Here is a 24,902-nt window from a genome sequence, read left to right as displayed (position 1 = left end):
GGGGTCGCCGCTGATGACGTTGACGGCGGTCCCACCGAACTGCTGCTGGTCCTCGTGGATCCGGACCCAGGTGGCGCCGCAGTCGGTGGAACGGAACAGCCCGGTGACGCCCTTCACCTTCCCGCTGAGGTAGAACGCCTGGTAGTCGGCGCCCGGGACCGCCTTGAGCTGCCGCCGCCCAGGCCGGTGGCCCGGGCGGTGAAGTGCTTCCCGCCATCGGTGCCGACGTACTGGGTGCCGCCGCCGAGGGCGTGGAAGGTGGTCCCCTCCGAACGGTCGGCAACCACGGCCGTGTCCTCGGGCAGGCCGGAGGCCGCCGCCCGTGCCGTGCCATGGTCGGTCGAGTAGCACGGGACGTGGCCCGCGGGCCGCCTGTTACAGGATGCGGTGGGTGAGGTGCGGCATCGTCAGCAGCGGCTGTACGGCGTTCGGATCGAGCTGCGAGAACAGCGTGAGGGAGAACGTGAACAGGCGCGCGCGGGTGGCGGGCGGGTTGTTCTCCGTGAGCCAGTCGGTCGCGACCTGCCCGACCGTCGCACCGGTCGACCGATCCATGACGACATGGGCCAGCGCGATGGGCAGCCGGCTCACGAGGCCCGTCGATCCGTCGACTCCGGGAAGGATCTGGAAGCCGTAGCCGACGCCCACCGCGGCGCCGGCGTCGGTGGACCCGCCGGTGAGTGTGGTGAATGCCGCGGTGAGTGCGTCTTCGAGCGGGCCCAGTGCGGTGAGGTCGACCGGTTCGTCCCAGACGTTCAACGGCGTCACGACATCGGGTGCGACGGCCGGGGCGGTGCGGAACACGAACTGCTCGTCGGTGGGCGGCCCGTCGGGGACCAGGCGCGTGTTGCGGCGGACGGTGAGCGTGGCGCGGGCGTTCTGGTACGCCATGACGTGCAGCCCGGGCCAGCACAGCCGGAACTGCGGCCACCCGGTTGCGGGCAACGGCGGGTCGAACCGGTACGTGCACGAGCCGCCGACGGGTGCGTCGGGGACGAGCGAAACGATGTTGCCCGTGGCGTCGACGTAGGCGACCTCGGGCCACGCGCCGCCGGGGCCGGGCGACGCCGTCACCGGGGTGAGCTCGACGGCGGCGAGGTACGTGGCACCGTCCTCGACCGTGTAACCGACGCGTACGCCGAGGGTGACCTCGACCAGGTCGGGACCGGGCGTCACCGCGGGCGGACCGGGGGTTGCCGGGGCGGCGGCCGGCTCGGCGGCGGGCCACCTGCGGTCCCACGCATCGGCGACCAGGCGGACGAGGTCGCCGAAGGTCCTCGCGGCGTTGGCGCAGGCCGCGCCGTCGCCCGAGTCCGAGACGTACCCGGCGAGCAGTGACCACAGGCCGTCGGCGACCGAGACGTAGCGGGCCAGCGCGCTCATGACGTCTTCGGTGCCCGCGTCGGTGGACCCGGCCCCGCCGGTGACGTTGAATGCCGCGCTCACGCGCACTTCGTCCTGCGCCGCGTGCTCGTGCGCGTAGCTGACGGCGTACGTCCACAGCGGCGCGCCGGCAAGTGTCGGCGGCTCCTGCGCGAACGTCGCGCCGGCCGTCTGCCCGAGCAGTACGGGCGATGCCGGGTACGCGCGCAGCGGCACCGGGACGTCGGCGCGTCCGAGCGAGGTCCGCAGCGCCGATGGTTTGGCGTCGCCGGTCAGCGGCGGGTAGAAGGCGAGCCACCGGGACGCCTCGTAGCCGCCGATCTGCGGCTCGGCCGCGACGTCGTACTCCAGGTCCAGGAATCCGTAGTCGAGGTCGACGGGGACGTACGCCTGCCAGCGCGGATCGGGCAGGCGCAGGAGGAATCCGACGTACGACGAGGCGGCGGACAGGTCCGTTTTCGCCGACGACAGCGTGTACGAGGCCCCTGTTGGTGTGGCTACGGTGCCGTAGAGCCGGGCCGGGCGTCCCCCCACGGTGTTCTCCGGCGGCTCGACGGTGGCGTCGTACTGCACGAGCGCGGCCGCGTCGTAGGCCCGGGAAAGGTTCACCGAGAGCTCGTCGGCAAGCCGCGCGACGGCGGCGGCCTGCGCAGGAACGGCGTGGGGGTCGGCGACGTCGAGGACGGGCCACAGGCCGCGGGCGACGGCGCGGGAGAGCGTACGTTTCGCGGCGAGTACCCGGGCCAGCGCGTCGCCGGTCGCGGGGTCTGCGTGTACGGCGGTGGCGTACGCCGCGGTGAGGAACAAGTCGATGTCGGCGAGCAGGCGCCGCGCCCACACCTCGGGGTCGACGCTGTCGAAGTCGGTCGGTGTCGCGTCGGGGGCGAGGTTGCCGTCGGGGCCGAGGGCGTGAACCGGGACGCCGCTGCGGCTGACGAGCTCGTTGGACAGCGGCCGCAGGGCGAAGACGCGCGGCATCGTCCTCGCGGTACCGTCCGGTTCCTGCCAGGTCAGGCCGGGCGCGACCTGTACGTCGGTGATGCCGCCCTCCGTGAACGCCACCACGGACAGGTCGGTTCCGCCGTCCGGAGCGTGTCCGGTGGCGAGCCGCAGCAGGGGGAACGCCGCCCTGAAGGATGTCTCGAACGCCGCGAGTGTCAGCGATTCCTCCCCCGGCTCGCCGCTGTCCGTGACGTGCGGCGGCACCGGCGCGTCCGCACGTTCGGCGGCCCCCGCGCCGTCCCCGGTCCGGAACGCGGGGTCGACGAGGATGTCGGGCCGTGCCAGTCGCAGGGCGACGGCGAGGGGGAACGGCATGGTGGTGTCCGCCAGCGGCAGTTCGGCGGGCAGCACCGCGGCGACGGAGACCCGCGCCTGTGGCAGCAGCGCCCTCGCACCGCGCCGCAGGAACGCGACGTCTGCCAGGGCGGCCGCCAGGCCGGCCGATGTCAGCGCTGCGCCGGCCGCGGCGAAGCGGGTGAGGACGGTGTTGAGGCTGTCGTGCGCTCCCGTGGTGACGCTCACGCCGTCGGCGGTCAGGGTCACGCCGTCCGCGACCAGCCCGGTGACACCGGCGTTCGCCTGCGCGAACGCCAGCGGGTCCAGGCCGTACGCTGCCGCCGCCCCCGCAGGGGTCACCGCCGGGCCCTCGCCGGCCAGCACGGCCGGCCCGCAGACGATCAGCGCACCGTCCGCGAGGTACGACGCATCGCTCGCGACGGCGGCCACCGTCTGCTCGAACGTCACCTCCCCCTGCGCCGCGAGCCGTTGCCACACCGCGTCGAGGGTGTCGTCGACGGTCGTCTGGGTGGCCACCGGTCCCTCCGAGGTGTCGACGGAGACGGTCCGGTACGGGGCGAGGACGCCCGGCATCGCCGCGTTTCGGCCTCCCAGCCCGAGCCCTGTCGTCCCGAACACCGGGCCGAGCGCGTCGAGCGTGTCGTCGGACCGCAGCGTGTAGGGCACCCGCACCGTCTCGGGCACGGTGACGCAGCCGGGCAGCACGGCGTCGGCGAGCGGGTGGGAGGCGTTCGCGGCCAGGAGCAGGGCCGGGGGGCAGGCGTAGCGGTCGGCCAGCTCGTGCAGCGTCTGCCCGGACGGCACCGTCACCCCCGCGAAGTCGCCGGCGTAGAGCAGCGTGCCCGCATCGAACAGGTCGTCGGTGTCGCCGTTCACTTCGGCGAGCCGGGCTCTCGTCGCGCCGGAGGCGTTGTAGGCGAGTGTGTCGCCTTCGACGGCGATGTAGTGCCGGGAGGTGAGCACGGCGGCAGGGTCGAGGATGCCGGGGCGCGTGGCGTTGGCGGCGGCGAGCGTTGCGACGTCCACGTCGTGGCCGAGCGCCGCGTAGGCGGCTGCCGCGTCGGCGAAGGAGTACGGGGGCTCCTGCGGCACCTCGAGCGGCACGTCCTCCCACAGGAAGACGAACCCCGGACACAGTACGCCCTGCGTCGTCGCGTTGTCCGCGGCGAGCAGCCCCGGGAGGGTGTGCGCGGTGGCGGCGACCGCGTCGAGCGGCGCGTCGGGGTCGGCGAGGGCCACGGACGCCGCGGGGATCGTCAGCGCGGTGGCGGGTCGCAGCGGGAGGTCCGCGTTCTCCTCGAGCGCGAGGAGCGCCGCACCGCTCGCCGGGTGGGGCCAGCCGGGGGCGAGTCCGTGGACGAGGTCGTCGGCGCTGCGGCCCTCGGCGTAGACGCCGTAGGCGGGGACGGCGGGCGCGTCCGGGCCGAAGAGCGCGGCGGCCTCGGCGGTCGCGTTCGCGGTCGCGAGGCCTTCCAGCGAGACGCCGTACGCCGTGACGAGGTGGGCGACGGTTGCCGAGGCGGTGGCCGGTGCGGTGGCCGCGGCGGCGGCCGACGCGAGGTAACTCGCCGCGGCGTAGCGCCACAGCGGCGTCACGTCCACGGCCAGGGGGTCGGGCGCGCCGTCGGCGCCGGGCATCAGCGTCGTCACCAGGGATGCCGCGGTCCGGCCACCGGCGAGCTGGTAGTACGCGGTCGCGTAGCGCTCGGCCTGTCGCGCTGCGGCCTCGATCGCGCCGGCCGCCGCGTCGCCGGGCTCCGGCGCCGCGGCGCCGGCCTGCGGAGCGATCGCGACCGTGAGCAGCGGACCCGCGGAGCTTGGTTCCACTGTGTACGAGAGCGACACCGCGGGCCACTGCGTCACGGCGAGCAGCGCGTCGGTGTAGCCGGCCGGCGCGTCGACGACGTACGGCGTCGCTCCGTCCGCTCCCGTCGAGACGCCCGTGTTGCCGAGCACGTCGCACAGGCCGAGCGTGATCGCCGCGACCGGTGTCGTCTCGCCGGCGATACCGCGGTACGGGTCCGCGGCGGTGTCCGGCAGGCCCGGCACCGCCGGGGACGTCTCCGGGGTCGCGGTACGCGCGTAGGGGATGACCTGCTGGAACCTCCAGTACACCGGTTCGGCCTCGGTGACGGCGCGTCCGAAGCGCCGGGCCCTTGCGAGGCGGTCTCGGTGCCATGCGGGCAGGCCGGTGCCGTCGCTGTCCGCCGGTGGGACCGGCAGGCCGCAGGCGCCGAGCGGTGTCGCGGCGTCGTACGTCAGGAGGCTGAACAGCCGCGCGACTCGGACCTCGGGCGTGTCGTCGTCCGGCGGCTGCGGCAGCGTGGTCGTGAAGCCGGTGAGTCCCTGCGGTACGACGGGCACGATGACGGTCTCGTCGCCCGGCTCGGCCGCCTCGACGTACAGTGCCGTGGCCGACGGGTCGAGGCCGGGCGCCAGGACCGCGCAAGTGTCGAAGGGCAGCAGTGTGCGGCCGCCGGGCGCGGGCTCCGCGCGGTCGTCGAGGACGACGAGCAGTGACAGGCGGGCGAGTCCGTCGGGGTCGAACGCGCCAGGCGGGAGGTCGTCGTCGGTCGCCGACCTGTAGCGGAGGTAGTAGCCCGTACCGCCGACGACGCTGCCCTGCCAGAGCAGGACGAGGAAGTCCGCGACGTCGGCCAGCGAAGCCGCACAGGGCTGCGAGCCCGTGGCGGCCGGCGCCGCGGAGGGAGGTTTGGACTCGGTGGACTCGTTCGTCTTGAGGATGAAGGTCTGCGAGGTGTCCGCCGCGAGTACCGCGAGCCCCGAGGTGTTGGACGCGTCGGGCGGCGGCGCGACGGCGAGGAAGGCGTCGGCGCCGTGGCCGTCGGCCAGGTGTGCCCAGAGCGCGAGCAGCACGTCGCGGTCGGTGGTGTCCACCCCGGCGAGCTCGTAGACGTGCGGGAGCGTGCCGACTTTCCGGACTCCGAAGGTCACCGTCGTCGCGAACGTGGAGTCCCCCACGATGTCGCCCGGCTTGGGGGTGAGACCGGGCGCGGCGGTGCGCACCACGTCGTACGGAATCGTCGGGCTCAGCGCCGCGCGGGCACGCAGCGCTGCCGGGAACGGCCACAGGCTCGCGTTGCCGGTGGCGGTCGCGTCCCGGCCGGGGACGGGGACCGGAATCGGGGACTGGAGCTCGACGCGGTGGTCGAGGCCGTAGGTGACGGGTGCCGGCTCGCCCAGGGGCAGCGGCGCGGGCGGGCTGACCGGCTCGAGCGTCATGACCGTCGGCGGGTAGAGCCGCAGCAGGTCCGCGTTGGTGAACTCCAGCGTCAGCTCGGACGTGACGTCGCCGCGGACGATCGCACCGTTCGCGGTGGCGGACTCGCGCAGCACGAGCCAGTCGGCCGCCGAGGTGAGGGTGACGTGCAGGGCGACGGAGTCCGGTTCGGACGGATCGGGCGCGGGGCTGTCGAACTGCTGGCCGGTCAGATCGTGCAGCGGTGTGAGGGCGCCGGTGGCGGCCCGGTGCCCGCCACCCGCGTCGACCGGCGCGGGGACCCGCTGACCGCTGAGGAGTTGGCGCGACACCAGCCCGGCGATCCGCCCGACCGCCTCGCCGGTGGTGACACGGGCGACGACCTGGTCGATGGACGCGGCCGGCACGTGCGGGACGCGCAACTCCGTTCGGTCGCCGGTCCGTGCGAACACCGGCCGGGTCGCGATCCGCTCGGCGAGGTCGGCCACCGGCAGCGCGTAGTACGCCGCGAGGGCGGCGAGCGTGTCACGGCCGGCGGTCACGGTCGCGGCCACGTCGGGCACCGGCACCAGCGCGAGCGGCGCCAGGACGTCGGCGGTCGCGACCAGTTGCCCGACTGTTGCGGGGGTGTAGGCGACCGTGCGGGCGGCGAGCGCGGCGAGTGTCTCCCGCGGCTGGATCCGGGTCGTCGTCGCGGGGATGGCGAACCCGCCGTCCGGCGTCCAGGTCACCGCGTCGCGGAACGCCGGCCAGCCGGGCGGCCCGCCCGCGCCGGTGGCGGCGCCCTGTGCGAGCGCGAGCGATGCCGCGACGGAGCGCGCCGTGTCGCCGGACAGTGTCGTGTACGTCGTGCGGCGCGACCAGTCGCCGAACTCGGCCGGGACCTGCAGCTCGGTTCCGCCGCCGGCGGTGTAGCCGGGGTCGAGGTGGTGCAGTGCCTGGAGGTACCACTCGAGGGATGCGACCTCGGCGTCGGGGACGTAGTGCACGAACATCGCCGCCGCCGCCTCGACGGTGGAAGCGAACGAGCCCTGTGTCAGATGGAAGGCCGGAACCTCCAGCACGGCGCCGGCGCGCAGCAGCGCCGCGTCGTCGAGCACCTTGGCGATCACGTCGGGATCCGCGACGCCGAAGCGGAGGGCCACCGCCTCGAGCGTTTCCGTCGCCTCGACCTGGTGGTCCACGGTGCCCAGCGGCAGCGGTTCGGTCACGGTCAGCGGGAAGTCCGCGTTCGCCAGCGCCACCGACTCGGCGCAGACACCGAGTTCGACCTGGAGCACGGTACCGGCGGCGGCGTGCTCGAGGTCATGGGCCATGCCGGGGTCGAGGAACGCGAGCTCTGCCGCGGTGGTCCCGAGCGCCTCGGCGACGCTGTCCAGCGTGTCGCCGGCGCGTACGGCGTAGGGGACGGTGGCACGGGGGAACTGCGAGGCGATGTCCGCGAGCGACACCGCCGCCTTCGGCGCGGGCACGGTCCAGTCCGCCAGCAGGCCGGCCGCCTCCTGCACGGCAGCCCGCGCCAGTCCGAGGCACCAGTCGCGGAAGACGTACGACGCGAACGATTCGTACGCGGCTAACGGGTCGTCGGGCTCCGCCGGGAGCGGGTCCGGCGTCGCGGCGAAACGTGCGGCGTACTCGGCGATCCCCCACTCATAGAGCGGGCCGACCTTCTGGTAGGCCGCCAGGTCGCGCCCCGGTGCCTGCGGTGAGGTCCACGCGACGAACGGCGGGACCCCGACGACCATGCCCTCCACGTCGGCCGGATTCTCACCCGCCGGGCGCCCCGTGACGTCAAGGTGGAGGTTGGTCGCCAGGAACGTGGCCAGGTCCTCGACGCCGAAGGGCGTGTCGGTCTGCCCGGGGTCGCGCAGCGTCCTCGCCAGTACGTCGAGCTGGCCGGCGGTCACGGTCGCGGGTCCGTGGCCGGGCGAGCCGGTGACCGCGGCGAGACACCAGCGCAGGAACGCCTCGACGAGCCGTTCGGCACCCGGCGTCGCGCCCGCCGGCGCGTGGAGCGGTGCGAACAGCAGCAGCGCGGCGCGATAGGTGGGCGCCGGAGGAACGGGCGGGGTGACGCCCCAGCCGACGGCAAGTCCGTCGACGGAGAACGCCGGCAGGAGCGTCAGTTCGGCGGTCCGCGGAGCATCGGGGAACACCTTCGTCGTCGGATCCCAGGTCACCGTGGTGCCGCGCGGTGCGGCAAGGGCGGCGGCCCTGCGCCCCGGGCTGCGCAAGGGCGGGAGGACGAAGGAGCGCAGCAGGGCCGCGGTCGGCGCCGACTGTCCCCCGGTGACGATCCACGGGGTGGGCCGGTCGCGGCCGACCGTGAAGCCGACGTCGATGCGCGCGCTGAACGAGAACGAGACCGTGATGAACAGGACCTTCACCGACGCCTTGACGCTGACGCCGACGTTCAGCCGGAACACCGAAGTGCGGTACGCCGCGAGCGCGACGCTCGCCTCGGCCCACGCCTCGATCGTGACATTGACCTGGACGATCTTGAAGTCGATGCGGCCGTAGACCTTGCCGTGGATGCCGACGACCGCTTGGGCCCAGTAGTACGTCGCGGGTGCGGCGCCGCTGCTCGTCGGGTTGAACCACGCCAGCACGCCCTGGAAGAGGGCGAGCACCTCGACGTAGGCACCCCCCGACAGCGGTCCGAACGACACCTCCTTGCCGACGCCGACGGCCAGGCCGACACCCAGCTCCAGCACCGGCGCGAACGTGCCGTTGGAGACGCGCGGCACGCGGCTGGAGGTCGCGCCGCTCAGGACGCCGAAGTAGACGCCGCCGCGGCCGACGAACGGCAGCACTTCGACGGAGAACGACCGGCTGAAGTCGCGGCCGTGGGGGAAGCCGAGGTCCACGAGGAAGTCGCCGTTCGTGTAGACCTCGACCACCACGATCCCGACGGTCACCGACACCGCGCCGAAGTCGATGCGGCGGAACGCGTCGGGCAGCCGCAGCTCGACCCGGAACATGCCGATGTCATCGCTGATCTTCTTGTAGAGGATCTCGAACTGCAGGCCCGCCAGCGAACCGGCGCGCTCTCCGCGCAGCCCGACGGCAAGGCCGTACAGACGGGGGTCGTTGAAGACGAACGACAGGTCCAGCGTGTCGAGGAAAGCCGCCTGGAACCCGATCAGCCACTCGCTGTCGGGCGAGAACTCGAGCTCCGGCATCTTGCCGACGGGGTTGCCGTCGGGCTTGACCGGCTTCATGTCCGCGCGCAGCCGCGCGACGGTGTCCCGGATCGTGTCGGGGTAGGTTCCGCGCAGCACCACGCGCTGCCCGATGCCGAGGTAGCGGAGGTCGAGCAGCGACTTCCCCTGGCCGGGCACCGCGGGCGGCGACCCGCCGAGCAGATCCCACGACAGCGGTCGCTGGGCAGGGTAGTCCTGCCCGAGGAAGCTGCCGGTGAGGACCATCTCGACCGTGGCGCGGCCGTCCGGCTGCCGCTTCCAGCGCACGCCGACGGTGTCCGCGGACATCACCCCGAGGTTCGCCGTCGTCGCGTACGTGAACTCCACCGTCGATTCGGTCGGGTCGACCGTCAGCACGAACGACGAAAGGTCGATCCTGGACAGGATGTCCCAGGGCGGGTCGAGCGTGACCTTCACCGTCGGCGCCGCCAGCCCGATCAGGTACTCGATGATCTCGCCGAGGGTCACGCCGCCGAGCCGGACGGAGACGACCTGGTGGTTGTCCTCTCCTCGCCGCGAGGTGGCGGCCGAGACCCACAGGTCGCCGAATTGGATCTTCAGCAGATAGGCGAGCTGCTTGGCGGCGAAGTCCACGCCGGCCGAGACCGCGAGCTTGTTCACCGAGAAGGTACCCGCCACCGAGCCGCTCACGCCGCCCTCCGCGTCACGGGAGACCGCGACGCGGGCGCCGACGGAGAGGTCCCGTGGCTGACCGAGGATGACGGGCCGCCAGACACCGACCACCGCCCCGGCGAGGTCGTAGGTCCCCGGCGTGAGCGCGAAGCGGAGCGACAGCTCGGTGAGCGTGACCGAGGGCAGCTCGTTGTCGGATGCCTCGCCCATGAATTTCCGCACCAGCGTGACCAGGTCGAGCTGGTCCCCCGCCCCCAGCTCGGCCTGGAACTCCCAAGCGGCCGACGGCGCGTAGGACGCCCCGACCGCGAACGCCGCGTCGCCGCTGCCGGCGGGCCCGACGCCGGGCAGCACGAACGTCGCCGTGATGCCGCCGGCCACACCGCTCTGGAGCACGTCGACCCGGAGGAACACGTCGCTGAGCTCGATCTCCACGTCACCGACCCGAACGGAGAAGTCGGTCGTGACGAGGGCGGCACCGGCGAAGGTCTGCGCCTGCAGGTCGGCTTCGAGCTCGAACCGCGTCACCTCGAGCGTGTACGGGAACGTCACGCCGAACAGCCAGCCGAGTGCCTGGTCGAGCGGGATCTCTCCTTGCGAGAGCGCCCCCGTGACGACGAACTGCGGGAAGTACGCCATCACGTCGAGCGAGAACACGGGGTCTTGCGGCGTCGCGAGGGCGGGCGGCCGTGCGGCCCCGCCGAGCGCGACGCGCGGTGGGCTTCCCGCGGCGACCATGCGGCGGTCGAGGTCGGCCTGACCGACCTCGACCGTGCCGAACACCGTCCCCGACACGCTCGGAGCACCGCCACCCCACAGGGCGAGCCAGCGCATGCCCACATCACTCACGACGAGGTAGGGCACCGGCGGCGTCCAGCGCTTCGCCGACCGGAACACGACCGCGACGTAATCCAGCGCCGGAGCACCGCCCGTGACCGACGGCGGCAGGAGCGAGAGGTCGATCTCACTGATCCGGAAGCCGGTGAAGTCGTCGAACGCGCGCGGCGCCGCCAGGAGGTCGGCCGGCACGCCGATCATCGACGCGATGCCTGCCAGGCCCCCGCCGAGCCCGGGCGCGTCGTCCTCGGGGAAGGTGACGTTCATGAGCCAGGTCGTCGCCATCGCGAGCAGAGGGGTGCTGACGGTCCCGGTCACCGGCTCGGTGGTGCCGAGGCGCAGCGTCGCCTCGCCATGGACCGCGGAGTACGACGCCACGGGGCTGACTGCCGGGTCGAGGTCGAGTTCGGTCACGAGCCGCAGGCCGAATTCCTCCAGGGCGACCGGCCCGAGCGTGACCGCCGGATGCGTCGATGCGGCGAACAGCGACAGGTCGGGGGCGCTCGCGGCGTCCGCGGGGATCGATACGGGCCCGTCGAAGCGCAGTGGGAACGGCCCGTAGAAGTCCGCGAACGGGTCGAACAGCGGAGACGCGCCGACCGCGCCGGTGAGCCGCAGCCCGGCCGTGCCCCCGGTCGTGGCCGTCGTGGCGAACACGACGCCGGAGACCGGCAGGTCCGCGAGGAACGACGGGCGGTAGCTCACCAACCCGCCCTCCTGGACGGGGGTGAGCGGCAGGGTGGGGAATGCCTCACCGAACGTCCACCCGGAGACTGTCGCGAGCCGCAGCGCGAAGACGCCGCCGTCATCACCGGTGGCGTACGCGAGGGTGACGCCGACCGCGAACGCCGCCCCGCCGGGGACGGCGAACGACGCCTCACCGGTCAGGTTCACCGAGCGGGCGTTCCAGGTGAGTTCGCCGACCCGGACCGGCCATGACGGCCCTGCGCGCAGCAGGTCGAGCGCCGGCCCGAGCGCGGCCAGGTCGATCTCGGCCACGACCGCGGCGGGCAGGTCGATCGTGCCGTCGTGGCGCTGGCGGACGAGCGCGTTGTAGACCTGCTCCGGCGACGGCGTCACGGCAGCTCCCGCAGTCGGGGCAGCGGCCGCTGCGATGTGGGAGCCGTACGCCGAGGCGGCGCGGGCTCGGGCGGCGCGGTGGCGGGCCCGCCTTCACCGTCGTCGGCCGCGTCTCCCGACGGCAGGGAAACCCACCGTGCGTCGCCCAGCGCGGCGGGGTCGGGCCACCCGGCCGGGACGAAACCGTGCGCTGCGACCATCCTCTCGTAGTCGGGGCGGTTGACCTGCATCTCAAGCGCTACCGTGTCGGTGACGGTGTATCTCCATGCCACACCGAGCGGGCGCGGCGGCACGGGCTTGTCCGGCACCTTGAGCGCCGACGAATTGGGGGGCAGCACGATCTCCTGCTGGCCGCCCACCTCATCAGCGTAGACGTACATGTTCGTGTAGATGTTGGAGGCGGTCTGCACCGAGTACCACCACCCGGTCTTCGGCCACTTGTACGAGATTCCCTTGCCGTCTGTGTAGGCGTAGCCGTCCTTCGGGGTGAAGTACGCGGTGTAGAAGTGCCGGTCGTCGAGCGTCGGGTCCTTCCAGTACGGCTTTCTCCGGCCGAGTTCCGCCCAGAAGTACTCCATGACCCTCGATGACGGGTGCTTGAACGTGCGCACCTTGTCCGCGCTGCCGGTGAGGGAGTACGGCCTCGTGTTGGTGACGAAGGTCTTGAGGGTGTCCTCTCCGCCGCCGCGGACATCGAAGGTCGTCGTGGCGCTGCCGTGGTGGGGCAGTGTCAGCATGATGACGTTGTTCAGGTATTTCTTGGCGACGGCAGGGCATACCACCTCGTTGATCTGGTACAGCGTCGTAGCGGTCGCATCGCCGGTGACGACGAACTGGGTGTTGAGAAATTCCAGCAGGACGACGACGGAGTTCGTGTTGGTGTTGTACCCGTCGCCGGTCTTGCGCCTTTTCGCACCACCGCTCGACGAGGCCACCCCCGACTCGGCTGCGTTGCCCATGAGGATCCACACCTTCAGGGCGTCCAGGATGTGGGTCGGCGCGTAAGGGCCCAGCCCGGTGAACGAGCTGTCCTTCGGGGGCGTCGGAGTGATGGCTTTTCCGCTCGGCATGTACGTCTCGATCCGGCCGAGGACGTTGGCCCCGTCGCGCTTCTTGTAGCGGGCCCAGTCGCCGCCGTAGATCACGTTGTTGATCTTGAGCTCTGAAGGTGTGAAGAACTTCAGCAGGTCGGGGATCAGATTGATGTGGTCGGAGTCGCTGTGCGACAGCACCACAAGGTCAAGCGTGCCGGGCTTGCCGACCATTGCGGCGACGAACTCCGCCGAGGGGAACCCGGCCGTCTGCTTCATCCGCTCCGAGCCGAGGTCGATGAGCACCGAGCCGACGAGCTTGTCACTGTCGTCGAAGACCTGGATGAAGTTGCCGCTGCCCTGGCCGACGTCGAGTACCCAGAACACCATCTTGCTCATGCCTGAAACCCGTTCTCTTCGGGGAGGGCCCGGCGGCGGCCGGCCGCGAGCCTGCGCCGTACGGCCTTCGCCTGCGTGCCGGAGTCGTACGCGCCGTACCAGCCGACCGCGGAGCTCCTGCCCTCCGGGTCCCCGAAGACCAGCACGTCCAGGTCGCCGGGCGGGAAGGAGAATGCGAGGACCGACAGCGCGAGGTGGCGCAGCCGCATCAGGTACTCGCGCCTGCCGTCCTCCTCGTACGTTGTCAATTCGAAGCCGCGGAACCCCAGCTTGAGCACGCCCTGCAGCGGCCAGGTCGCCGTCGTCGCGTCGGCGCCCGACAGCCGCAGACCGAAGTACACCGGCCTTTCGTCGCGTGTCCCGGGCGACCAGCCGACGAGGAGCGTGGCGTGCATGCCCGCGCTGCCGGCCAGCGCGCCGAGGGTGCCGAGGTCGAGGGTGAGCACCAGCCCGAACCACGGCGGGGACAGCAGCACGGCGTCGACGGGCGCGAGGACTCCGGTGTAGCCGAGGTCCTCCGGGGTCCGCCCGCGCGGCCCGCCGGGAGCGTCGGGCACCGGGTTGGCCACGGCGCCGGTGACACGGACGGGGAAGCCCCTGGTGAGCGACTGCACACGGGCCGCGCTGTTCGCGAGGTCGAACGACATCCGGTCATAGGCCGTCGTGAACGTCTGTGCGCCGGGATCGGCGGCGGGGAAGGCCATCGTCACGACGAGGTTCCCGAACCGCAGGTAGCCGTCGAACGCCGGCGTGCCGGGCGGCGGGAGCGCCGCGTTCGGGCCGTAGGAGAACAGGTCGGCGTGCGGCAGCTCGGCGAATCGCAGGTTGCCGGTGAGGACGAAGTCGACGGCCAGCGTACCGGCGTCGATCGACCCCGTGGCCGTCTGCACCTGTACGCCGAGCACCTCGACGCCGAGCAGCACCGTATTCCCGGCGGCGAAGTCGGCGCCGCCGGTGAGCGTGAACGCGTACGACGGCCTGTCGTTCTGCCGCTGGTAGGACCCGAGGAGGACGAGGTTGTTGCCGCTCTCCGGCGCGCGCTTGGTGAGCAGGGACCCGAACAGCCGGTTGGTCATCAGCTCCACGCGGGCGGAGAAGTCGGCCAGGGCGGCGTTGGCGAAGCGCGCCGACAGCTGCTGGGTCTTGAACGCGAAGTCCAGCTGCCCCGGCTCGACATAGAGGTCGGCCGGGTCTTCGTAGGAGATCAGGCCGAACGCCGCGGTCTGCCCGAGCGTGATGCCGCCGTCGGCCGTGCGCTCGAACGGCGTGACGCCGAACCCTACGTGGTGCGCGTAGAACCGGCCGGTGTCGATGCCCGCGGTGACGAACTGCAGCTCGCGCGGCAGCTCCGCCACGGCGACCGGGGCGCCCAGGACGAGGACGCCGTTCCACGCCGGGTTGTCGGCGACCTCGCGAAGGAAGCGCGCGTAGGGGCCTCCCGGGTCGCGGGCCGCGCGTTCTCGGGCGTCCTCGATGACGCCGAGCACCAGCTTCTGCGTGGGCCGCGGGTCGCCGTGCTCGTCGTACGCCGCCTCTGGCCAGCCCCAGGCGGGCAGGTCCGCGGCGAGGTCGGTGAGCGAGCGGGAGGCGAACTTCACCAGCAGCACCGTCCTGCCCTCCCCGCCGGTGCGCCACGAGCGCGGAGAGAGCTGGAACGTCCAGTCCTGGAGCACCGCCTTCAGCAGTCCGGCGACGGACAGCAGCGTGTCGAGGTATGCGCCGGCCGCCACCGCGACCTGCGCGGTGAACGCCTCCTCGGTGTCGTAGGTGTCCGGCCCGGCCGCGTCGGCGACCGCCTGGACGACCGGGGCGGGGACACCCTGCGCGAGGAGCAGGGCGCGCACGACCTCGTCGACGCGGTAGCGCACCGAGGACTGCCGGAAGAACTCCGTGACGTCCGAGACGACGGCGAACGCCTCGGCGGACTGGAGCAGCGCCTGAAGGCGCGGGCCCACTGCGGTCAGCACCAGCTCGTCGACGGGCGCGCCGGGCAGGCCGGCGAGGACGGCCTGCCGCCACGCCGTGCCGTCGCCCGACAGCCTGGCGAGCAGGCCGTTCGGTGTGACGGCGAGCGCCGTGTCCTCGCCGGCCTGCCCCCTGGCCGCGTCACGGACCGGCAGGTTCGCGCGGCGCACCGGCGCGAGGGCCGCCTGCTCGATCGTGGCGGCGTACGGTGCCAGCGCCGGGTCGACGCCGAGATATGCGCCGAGCGGGACGACGGGCGGGTCTCGGTCGGCGAAGTCGCCGAGCGTCGCCGCGGGCATCTCGTGGAAGCGGAGGAACTCGGTGTCGTCCGCCCGCGCGTACAGCGGTGACTGCCACGGCTGCGCGTAGTACGTGAGGTCCGCGGCGGCGTCGGGGAGCAGGGCGACGTATGCCGTGGTCCCGAGCGGCTCCAGCGCCGCGTCACCCCTGCCGGGCAGATACGCCGGGTGGCCCGCCTGGAAGAGTGCGATGGCACCGTCGCCGACGTCCACGTACTCCAGGCCGGACAGGCCGAGCGAAAGCCGTGTGCCGCCCTCGGCCTCGACGGCGAGCCGGAACGCTCCGTCCGGCGTCAGGTACACGTGCGGGTCGGACGGGTCGTCGACGACGCGCGGAGTGGTGGCGAACACCAGCCGTGCGGGCCACTGCGGCGGCGTCCCGGGGACCGGCGCCAGCGTCACCTCGGCGCCGAGCGTCGTGGCGAGCCGGGACCGCAACGCGGGCGGGTCGGGCGCGTCGGGCGGGCCTGGTGCGTCGGGCGCGAAGAACCCGAGCGCCGAGCGGTCGGGCACCAGCGGGAACAGCGGGTCGAACGAGAGGTACACCGTCAGCGCCCTGCCGTCCTGTGCGAGCAGCGGCATGGGAACGGCGAGCACTGCGGCGCGGCTCGGGTCGTTCGGGTCGGGCATGGAGTAGCGCAGGCCTACGTCGAGGCGCGCCATGTCATCGGGGTCGGCGTGCTCCAGCGTCAGCGTGCCGGTCAGGCAGCCGACGGTGGGGCCGGAGAACGGGATGCCCGCGCTGCCGGGCGCCGTGGGGTACACCGTGCCGTCCGGCCCGTCGAACGATGCCACGGCCAACGCGACGCCCTCCGTCGCCCGGGTCAGCGCCGTGCCGCGCGGCACCGTGACGGCGTAGCCCCCGCAGCCGAAGGACGCGCCCTGCCGGACCGTCCATACGATGGCCGGGCCGCTCCCCGTCGAGGTGGCGGTGAGGTTCCACAGCTGCCAATAGGCGGGGTCGCCGTCCGGATCGGCGATCCACACGAACCGTGTGTACGGCAGCTGGGCGAGCACCTGGTCGACCCCGGCCAGGAACGGGAGGTAGGCCCCGGGCTTCGCCGTGCAGAAGACGTACGCGCCACCGGCGTCGCGCCACACGTCGTCGAGCGTCGCGGGGTCGGGCAGGTCTCCCTTCGCGCGGTAGCCGGCCCAGTACCCGGCCACGGGCGAGTCTCCGTCCGAGGAGAGCGCGTAGAGGCCGTCGGCGACGCGGACGAACGTGGGGGCGGTCATCGCGTGGTCAACCTGTCGCCGGCGAGCAGCGGCAGCGAGAACGCATCGAGGCCGGGGCCGTACTCCGGCAGTCCCTTCCAGTCGAAGCGGACGCGGCGGGAGGCGGCGACGTCGTAGCCGCCGTTCACGGGGATCGGACCGGTCGCACGGTCGAGGGCGACGCCGCTCGCGCGGCCGGCGCCGTGCGGTGGGCGGCGGCCGTGGCGCGCGAGCATGTCGCCCACCGTCGTACCGATCGGCACGACGGCCTCGGCGCCGTCCACGAACACGCGCACGCACGCGCGCAGGACGGCGCGGCCGCGGAAGTCCACGGCGGGGCAGCCAGGGCCCGGGTCACGCCCCGCGGCCTCGATGGCCGCCCACGAGCCGGCGGCGGCGATCGCGAACCCGGCGCTCGTCCTCGCCGTCCCGACGGCGTCCGCCGCGGCCAGCCGCTCCGGGGCGAACAGCCGCAAGTACCGTGTGGGCGCGACGACGCCGAACAGGTCCGCCGCGTCGGCGAGCCCGCTCACGACGTTGCCGCTGCCGGCCGGCGCGCCGACCGAGAACGCGCCGGTCGCGACGAGCTGCGCGAGGAAGGCGTCGAGGGCGAGCCGCCTGCCGTCGGCCGCGGTCCACGGCGTGACGTCGTAATCGGCGTGGCCCGTGCCGACCCAGCCATTGACGTAGAGCGGTGGTGCGGACTGGCCGGCATTGACGTAGTCGGCGAACGCCACACGGAGCACGACGCCGGGGCGCAGGTCGACGTACCCGGCGTCGGCGTCGAGGCCGTACGCGTAATAGAGGGTCTCGGCGAACGTCTGGGGCATCGCACGGGACACCGCCTGTTGGAGCAGCGCGACTCCTGCCGCGTCCGCGCCCTCCTCCTCCACGGCGGTGAGGAAGGCGGCATACGCCTCGCGCAGCGTGGTGCGCACCGCCTCGGGTGTGAAGGGCATCGCGCGGACCGTGAGCGTGCGTCCGCTCGCGTCGACCCGGAACGGGTCCTTCTCCACCGGCCCGGTGAACGACGTCCCGAGGCCGGGCAGGGTCACGGTCACATCGCCTGCCGCGGGGGCGACGCCGGCGGAGGTGTAGAGGTACGGGTACGCCGTCGTGGCCGGCCCGGCCGAGAGGAACCAGCTCTCGGGCACGAGCGGTACCGGGGGCGAAGGCGGTCCCGCGTCCGCCCCGTTCAGCGCCTGGACGACGACGGTGTAGTCGCCGCCGGCCAAGGTGTCGACCGCGAACGTCACCTCGGTGGCGCCCACCGGCGCCCTGCCGGAGCCGGCCGACCCGGGGGCGAGGGCGGTGGCGCGGTAGCCGGTGGCGCCCTCGACCGGGAGCCACGAGACCGTTGCGTCGGCGCCGTCGAACGCCACCCGTGAGACCACCGGCTGCGCCGTCGGCAGCGGGTACGGGTCGCCGAAGGGGCCGGTGACCGTCGTCGTGGTGGTGCTCACAACGGCCGCGACCGCGATCCCGGCGTCGGCTCCCGGGGTGAGGGGGACATCGCAGCACGGCGTGGTGACGGTTCGCGGCTCGCCGTCACGGAGCCCGTCGCGGAACGCCTGTACGAGGTAGGACGTGGCGCCGGTGGTCGCCTGCCAGGCGACGGCCGTCGTCCCGGTCGCAGGGTCGGTGCTGGCAGCCGTGACCCGCGGGGCCCGGGTGACGAGGGGCAGCGGCCCGGACGCAGGCCCGACGACCGGTCCGGTCACGCCCGTTACGTCGACGATGAGCCGGCCGTCGGCGAGCTCGCCGTCGACCCGGACGTCGACGGCGCCGGAGGTTCTGCCCGCCGGCGCCGTGGCGACCACGACGCCGCCCGACAGGACGCGGAGCCGGTAGCCGGCGGGTGACCCGGCGGGCTCGGTCCACCGCGCGGTGACGGTCGTGCCGTCGTACGCGGCGGACACCAGCACCGGACGCGCGGTGAGCAGCGGCACCGGAGCACCCGGTACGCCGGTTGCCGCCCCGGCCACGGCGGCTGCGGTGACGGCGTAGGGTCCGGAGCCTGCGGGGACGTCGATCCGGCCTGTCCTGCCTTCGACGACGGCGGCGGCGACCGGTGCCTCGGCCTCCGTGACGGTGACGAGCGTGGCGCCCGTCGGAGAGCGGAGCACCAGCTCGAGCGTGCCCGGGGCGGCGCAGACCGCTGCCTCGACCGACGGCGCGACGGCCAGGAGCGGAAACGGTTCCGACGCCGGCCCCGTCGCGATGTGGTCGGCCGCGGCGACGACGAGCGCGAGAGGCGAGCCGCTCGGCACGCGTGGTACCACCACGTCGAGCACGGCGGTGTCGCCGTCCGGTGTGGCGGTGACGAGCGTCGGCCCGGCCAGGCGTGCGCGTCCGTCGAGGACGGTGACCGCGTACTGGAGGCCGGAGTTGCCAGCCGGGGCGACCTCGGCGGCGTAGCTGAGACCGGTCGCGGCGCTGCCCGAGGTGTAGGCACTCGTCAGGACGGCGGGCGGGTGCGTGTACGCCGTGGTGACCGCGGCGGGACCGGTGGAGACGGCGCGCGTGTCGGTCGCGGTCGGACGCAGCGTCAGCGTCAGCGTGCCGGGTGCGAGCGTGAGCGGCGCGCCCGCCACGTCGAAGCGCGACGCCACCGCGGCGGCGGACGGCGCGGCCGGATCCGCGGAGCCGCGCCACACCTCGGCGCCCCCCGCGGTGAGCGTCGCGACCGCCCCGGTCGCGCCCGCGCCGCCTGGCGCCCAGGCCACGTCGAGCGCGGCTCCGTCGCACGTGACGGAGACGAAGGACGGCGGCTGCCAGAGGACCGCGACGGTGTTGGATGCCATCGACGGCGGGTTGCCGACGACCGCGATCCAGTACCGGCTGCCGGGTGTGAGCGTGTAGCCGGCGCGCTTCTGGTCCCATGTCCCGCTGGTGTTGCCGTCGGCAGCGACCTGTTTACCGACGGCGTACCGGGGTTCCGCAACCGCGGACGAGAAGAGCTGCGTGGCGTACGGGAAGTTGCCCGGGGCGCCCGTCCCGCCACGTTCGCGGTGGGCGGGTGCGGGGGTGCCGTCGCCTGCCTGCCAGCGGAGCCCGAGGAACCAGGGATCGCCAGACACGTACTCGACATCGGTCAGCACGACGTCGAACGGGTTCACGACGGTCTCCTCGCGGCTACGCACATCCCGACCGTAGGCCGCGCCGCAAACGGGAGTGCCTCGACGCGGAGCGACTGCGGCCCATCGGGTGTGTCCCTTCACTCGCCCTGGTGACCAGGCCGACGGGCAGCAGGCGACCGCCTCGAGGACTGGATCACTGGAGCTGACGGGACGCCCTGGCCTCGCTCGCGCCCTTCGCCCACCACCTTCGCCGCGACTTCGACGCCGTCCGCAGCGGGCTGTCTCTGCCACACAGCTCTGGGCTGTCGAGAGCAACACCAACCGACTGAAGATGCTGAAACGTCAGATGTTCGACCGAGCCAGTCTCGATCTCCTTCGCAAACGCGTCCTGATCACCCTGGCGCTCTCCATCGTGGGCGGTCCGACCGTGGGGGTCACGCTGTACGCGACGCCCAGGGGCGGCGTCCTGCCGAACAGGCTCGTCCGCCCGAGGCCTTCGGGCCGCTCGGTCTCGGGCTCGGTCTGACCTCCATGCTCGTCGCTCTGATCGGTCTCTCGGCGACGGCCAGAACGGTCGGTGGCGGCGGCGTCGGCAATCTGGCCATGCCGTACGGCGCCTGTGCTTCGACACCTCGGTGAGGGTGGTGACGGTGCTCGTCCTGAGCATGCTCGCGCACTCGGCGCAACTGCCGGGCAACGTGCCGTCCCACGCGGTGCTCCGACGCTGACGGACCTTCCTCTCCGTGGGCGCGCGGCCACGTACGACGAACTGGATGCATTGCAGACTTCCTGGGGGTGGCGCCGCGCAGAGCGATTTCCGAGATCACACCCGGCAAGTCATGTGCAGGGCAAGGGTGTTTGTCGATTGATACCGAACGCTTTACCTGAATGCGCAGTACGCCGCCCCCACGGCAGCCTCCACCGTCACTCTCCGGCCGCCGGCGTGCGCCCGCAGCAGGTCCGCCCCCCGGCCGGAGCAAGTCCCGCCCCAGGTCGGCCCTGTCGGGTGCACCCGAGTCGGCCGAGCAGCCACCCGAATCGTCCGGTCAGCGAACACCGGGCATCGAAATTCGGACTCGATGCGGCTGATTTATGACGCGCTCCTGACAAAGATCGCGATCGCTGACACTCTCTCCCCATCCCCGCACGGATCAGCTCCGCAACGCTCTGCCCGGCCGGCCTCATCCCAGCCGCCCGGCTTAACCCCCCACAGGCAGAAGGAGTCAGCGTGAAGTCCACGCATCGTCGCAACACCACGGCCACTGGTGCCCTGCTCGCCGCAGCCGCCCTGCTCACCGTAGGTGTCCAGGCCGGCAGCGCCAGCGCGCAGCCCGAGCCGTCCGCGAACGCCGCCGCCCCCAAGGGCCAGCCGGTGCGCAACCCGGGCGCGCTGCCCGCGCAGCTCTCTCCGTCCCAGCGCGCCGAGCTCATAGCGAAGGCCCAGAGCACCACGGCCGTGACGGCCAAGGAGCTCGGCCTCACCTCCCAGGAGAAGCTCCTCGTCCACGATGTGGTCAAGGACCAGGACGGTACCACCCACACCCGGTACGAGCGCACGTACGAGGGACTCCCGGTCCTCGGCGGTGACTTGGTCGTCAGCCGTACGGCGGCGAACACGACGCAGAGCGTCAGCAAGGCGTCCGGCGCCCAGTTGGCGGGCATCTCCACCTCCGCGCCGGCCGACGCTCAGGCGGCCGCCTCCACTCAGGCCCTCGACGCCGCGAAGGCGGTCGGCTCCAAGGCCACCACGGCCGACGCCACCCCGCGCAAGGTCGTGTGGATGGCCCAGGGAGTGCCGACCCTCGCCTACGAGACCGTCATCGGCGGACTCCAGGACGACGGCACCCCCAACCAGCTCCACGTCATCACCGATGCCAAGACCGGCGCCAAGCTCCACCAGTGGCAGGGCATCGAGACCGGTGTCGGCAACACCCACTACAGCGGCCAGGTCACCCTCGGCAGCTCGAAGTCCGGTTCGAACTTCACGCTGAACGACGCCGCCCGCGGCGGCCACAAGACGTACAACCTGAACCGCGGTACGTCCGGCACCGGATCCCTTTTCAGCCAGACCACCGACACGTGGGGCAACGGAGCCAACTCCAACGCCGCCACCGCGGGCGCCGACGCCGCTTACGGCGCCGGGGTCACCTGGGACTTCTACAAGAACGTCCTGGGCCGCTCCGGCATCCGCGGCGACGGTGTCGCCGCCTACTCCCGGGTCCACTACGGCAACGCGTACGTCAACGCGTTCTGGGACGACGACTGCTTCTGCATGACCTACGGGGACGGAACGGGCAACAACGACCCGCTGACCTCGCTGGACGTCGCCGGTCACGAGATGACGCACGGCGTCACCGCCGCCACCGCCGGTCTCAACTACAGCGGCGAGTCGGGTGGCCTCAACGAGGCGACCTCCGACATCATGGGCACCTCCGTCGAGTTCTACGCCAACAACTCGAGCGTGCCGGGCAACTACCTCATCGGCGAGCAGATCAACATCAACGGCGACGGCACCCCGCTGCGCTACATGGACAAGCCGAGCAAGGACGGCGGGTCCGCGGACAGCTGGTACTCCGGCGTCGGCAACCTCGACGTCCACTACTCATCCGGTCCGGCGAACCACTGGTTCTACCTGGCCTCCGAGGGCTCCGGTGCCAAGACGGTCAACGGCGTCAGCTACAACTCGCCGACCTCCGACAGCCAGCCCGTCACCGGCATAGGCCGGGACAAGGCGCAGCTGATCTGGTACAAGGCGCTCACCACCAAGTTCAACTCCAGCACCGACTACAAGGGCGCCCGCGACGGCACGATCGCCGCGGCGACCGAGCTGTACGGCGCCGGCAGCCCCGAGGTCAAGAACATCACCGACGCCTGGGCCGCCGTCAACGTGGGCGCCCGTTCAACCGGCGGGACCACCACCCCGGGTAACGTCTTCGACAGCACCACCCAGGTCGCCATCCCGGACTCCCCGGGCCCCGCGGTCACCTCGTCGGTCAACGTCACCGGCATCACCGGCAACGCGCCGAGCGCCCTCAAGGTCGGCGTGAAGATCACCCACACCTACATCGGTGACCTGCAGATCGACCTCGTGGCGCCCAACGGGACCTCGTACCGCCTGCAGAACTCCTCCTCGGACTCCACGGCGAACCTCGACAAGACATACACCGTCAACGCCTCGGCCGTCGCGGCCAACGGCACCTGGAAGCTGAAGGTCCAGGACAAGGGCGCCGCGGACGTCGGCACCATCACCGACTTCAAGCTCACCTTCTGACTGCTTGACTGCGCGTAACCTGAAGCGGTAAACGGCCTGTTCGCACGTACGCCGGCACCCCCGCCTCCCCTACACAGGAGGACGGGGGTGTCGTGCTGTGGGTCGTCGGTACGCCTGTGGGTAGTGGGCACGACCGTGTTCTGGGCCGTCCGATGGGCGGGCAGATCCGCGGCCGGCAGATTTCTCGGCCGTCGCCCTCCCCAGCGACGCCGCACGCGCCTTCCTGTATCTGCCGTACCTTTGGTCGGGCAGACACAGGATTCAGCTACGACTGTTCCGGTCGCACCGGCCAGGTCTACTCCGCCCACGGCGTGACGATCCCCGGGACGCCCAACCGCAGTTCGACGCCGGCAGCGGGCAGGTACCCGCCGGCTCGGCCGTGGGGTGCGGATCACCGGTAGGTTCGGACGTCGTTCCGTGCGAGGCGGGGGCCGGCGAGGGTCTTGCCCCGCTCCGCGCAGTTCGGGCCCGGAGCGGAGTCTCCCCCGCCGGGCCCGAACAGCATCGCGACAGCCCGAGGCTAGCGCTCCCTACGCAGGAACCGGCTCAGAGGTCCGGACTCGCTGCTCTTCTGCCTCGTACTCCGCTCGTCCCAGTAGCCGAACACTTCCCTCTCCCGGCGTGCGGCTTCGGATGCCGCCTTGGGCTGCGGCAGTCGCGGCCTTGGCCGCGCTGGCGCTCGGGGGCTGGTGTCTCACCGAGTGGTGGACCCCCCGTCAGCATCCAGACCCCGGCTAAGACATACCCGGGATGTGACAGCGCCCAGTTGTCGCCACGCCCCGCCGGCAGGGCGAGCCCTGCCCGGTGCGGCACTCGCAGCGCATCGTATGAGCGGCGCCGACGGCGTCATTCGGGCAAGGCCCGGCCCGGACACTGAACGAGCGGGCGGCCCCACCGCCCCACGCCTCCGCCGGGCTCCCCCGTACGGCCCACACGGTCGGGTGTCACGGCACGGGGCGGTGGGGGCGCGCCCCATGGTGCGCATCGCGTGCACGAGGACGGTATCGGGCAGGAAAACCGGAATCGCTGCCGGGAAAGCAAGCGGCCGCCCCCTTGTCCCCAGGGGCGGCCGCGTGCTCCAACGAGTCGATGCGCCTGCGTCAGGCGCTCATGACAGGCCTGTCTCTCGGATGTCTCCCGTCTGCGGGCATGACGGCGAAAGGTTCCGTGTCAAGGCCGCCCTCCGTCCGTCATGCGATCCTGATGACTCATCCCCCTCTTCGGTGCCTCCCTGTGGATTGGTGCCCGGACGAGGAAATTCCGGCAGGCGCCGCCGACAGCCGCCCGCCGGTCAGCCAGATGCGCGACATCGCATCGGCCAGGGCAGGGAATCGGGCGGCCTCGCAGATCATTTCCGAGAGCACGAGCATTCCGTGTGCGGTGCACTTCGGATCGCGGTTCCGGTGCAGCCAGATCACCGCGTCTCCCAGGGGCCGGCGCCCCAGGAAGATCCCCAATCGCCGCACGGCGGCGGCCGCCTCCAGGTCGGAGCGGTCTCCACCGAACGGCAGGACTTCCGTCCGGTCGATCCCAGGTGGCGCGATGGCGTCCCGTACGCGGCGGACGCGCGCTTCCGGCGGGGCCTGTCCGTTCTCGAAAGTATTGCGGAATCCGACGATGCGCATGCCTGTGTTGTACAGAAGGAGCTCAATGTAGAGCTCGATGGACAAGCCTCGCAGCTGAATATGCAGAGGCAGGTAAGCCATCTCTCCCGGCTGTCGCGAGGCCCCGCCGAAAAAGCCCTGAGCATTCTCTACCCGCGACCGGATGGTTGACGTCAGGTGGCGGTACTCGTCTGCTGATGCGTGCGCCGGGGAGAACGACACGGGGTTCAGCATGGCCGCCTGCATCAGGGGAGGCCGCCGGAAATCATCCTTCCCTGAAGTAATCTGATCGCGATCGGTTCGATCCAGCTGTATTCACACATGCGCATCCACCGCCTTCGACATCATCCCCATCGCAGGGTTCGGATCGGTCTCATCCTTTG

General features: G+C 72.3%; 7 protein-coding genes. 2 read left to right on the top strand and 5 right to left on the bottom strand.

What is annotated here, in order from left to right; all coding sequences use genetic code 11:
• Positions 1-375: 375 nt before the first annotated feature.
• Genes ACZ49B_RS27090 through ACZ49B_RS27075 form a run of 4 tightly spaced genes read right to left on the bottom strand, consistent with a single transcriptional unit; the run spans position 376 to position 19,707 of the window.
• Positions 376-11,655: a hypothetical protein gene (locus tag ACZ49B_RS27090; protein ID WP_468310815.1), complete on the bottom strand. Its 11,280-nt coding sequence runs from the start codon at positions 11,653-11,655 to the stop codon at positions 376-378.
• Entirely contained in the window at positions 11,652-13,085 is a 1,434-nt protein-coding gene (locus tag ACZ49B_RS27085; RefSeq protein WP_468310812.1) for a ComEC/Rec2 family competence protein, read from the bottom strand. Before ACZ49B_RS27085 ends, ACZ49B_RS27090 begins: the two co-directional genes overlap by 4 nt.
• On the bottom strand, positions 13,082-16,585 hold the full coding sequence (locus ACZ49B_RS27080) for a hypothetical protein (protein ID WP_468310809.1): 3,504 nt from the start codon (positions 16,583-16,585) through the stop codon (positions 13,082-13,084). Before ACZ49B_RS27080 ends, ACZ49B_RS27085 begins: the two co-directional genes overlap by 4 nt.
• Positions 16,582-19,707 (bottom strand): RHS repeat domain-containing protein, encoded by a 3,126-nt coding sequence (locus ACZ49B_RS27075; RefSeq protein WP_468310806.1) that lies wholly within the window; start codon positions 19,705-19,707, stop codon positions 16,582-16,584. The genes ACZ49B_RS27080 and ACZ49B_RS27075 overlap by 4 nt, the downstream gene beginning before the upstream one ends.
• A 268-nt stretch (positions 19,708-19,975) precedes the next feature.
• Here ACZ49B_RS27075 and ACZ49B_RS27070 point away from each other — a divergent pair, with 268 nt between their 5' ends.
• Positions 19,976-20,170 (top strand): hypothetical protein, encoded by a 195-nt coding sequence (locus tag ACZ49B_RS27070; RefSeq protein WP_468310946.1) that lies wholly within the window; start codon positions 19,976-19,978, stop codon positions 20,168-20,170.
• Positions 20,171-20,872: 702 nt separating this feature from the next.
• Positions 20,873-22,915, top strand: a complete 2,043-nt coding sequence (locus ACZ49B_RS27065; protein ID WP_468310803.1) for a M4 family metallopeptidase — start codon at positions 20,873-20,875, stop codon at positions 22,913-22,915.
• A 1,208-nt stretch (positions 22,916-24,123) separates the two neighbouring features.
• Here ACZ49B_RS27065 and ACZ49B_RS27060 read toward each other — a convergent pair.
• Positions 24,124-24,753 (bottom strand): ribosome-inactivating family protein, encoded by a 630-nt coding sequence (locus ACZ49B_RS27060; protein WP_468310800.1) that lies wholly within the window; start codon positions 24,751-24,753, stop codon positions 24,124-24,126.
• Between the last annotated feature and the right edge of the window lie 149 nt (positions 24,754-24,902).

The organism is Streptomyces sp. NPDC031132 (genome assembly GCF_055570595.1).
This window is presented reverse-complemented; position numbering and strand designations above follow the sequence as displayed.

What these genes read in the sequence shown, in the direction of transcription:
- ACZ49B_RS27085 (WP_468310812.1), bottom strand. Translation starts at nt 13,085, where the DNA reads ATGAGCAAGATGGTGTTCTGGGTACTCGACGTCGGCCAGGGCAGCGGC.
- ACZ49B_RS27080 (WP_468310809.1), bottom strand. Translation starts at nt 16,585, where the DNA reads ATGACCGCCCCCACGTTCGTCCGCGTCGCCGACGGCCTCTACGCGCTC.
- ACZ49B_RS27070 (WP_468310946.1), top strand. Translation starts at nt 19,976, where the DNA reads ATGCTGAAACGTCAGATGTTCGACCGAGCCAGTCTCGATCTCCTTCGC.
- ACZ49B_RS27060 (WP_468310800.1), bottom strand. Translation starts at nt 24,753, where the DNA reads ATGCTGAACCCCGTGTCGTTCTCCCCGGCGCACGCATCAGCAGACGAG.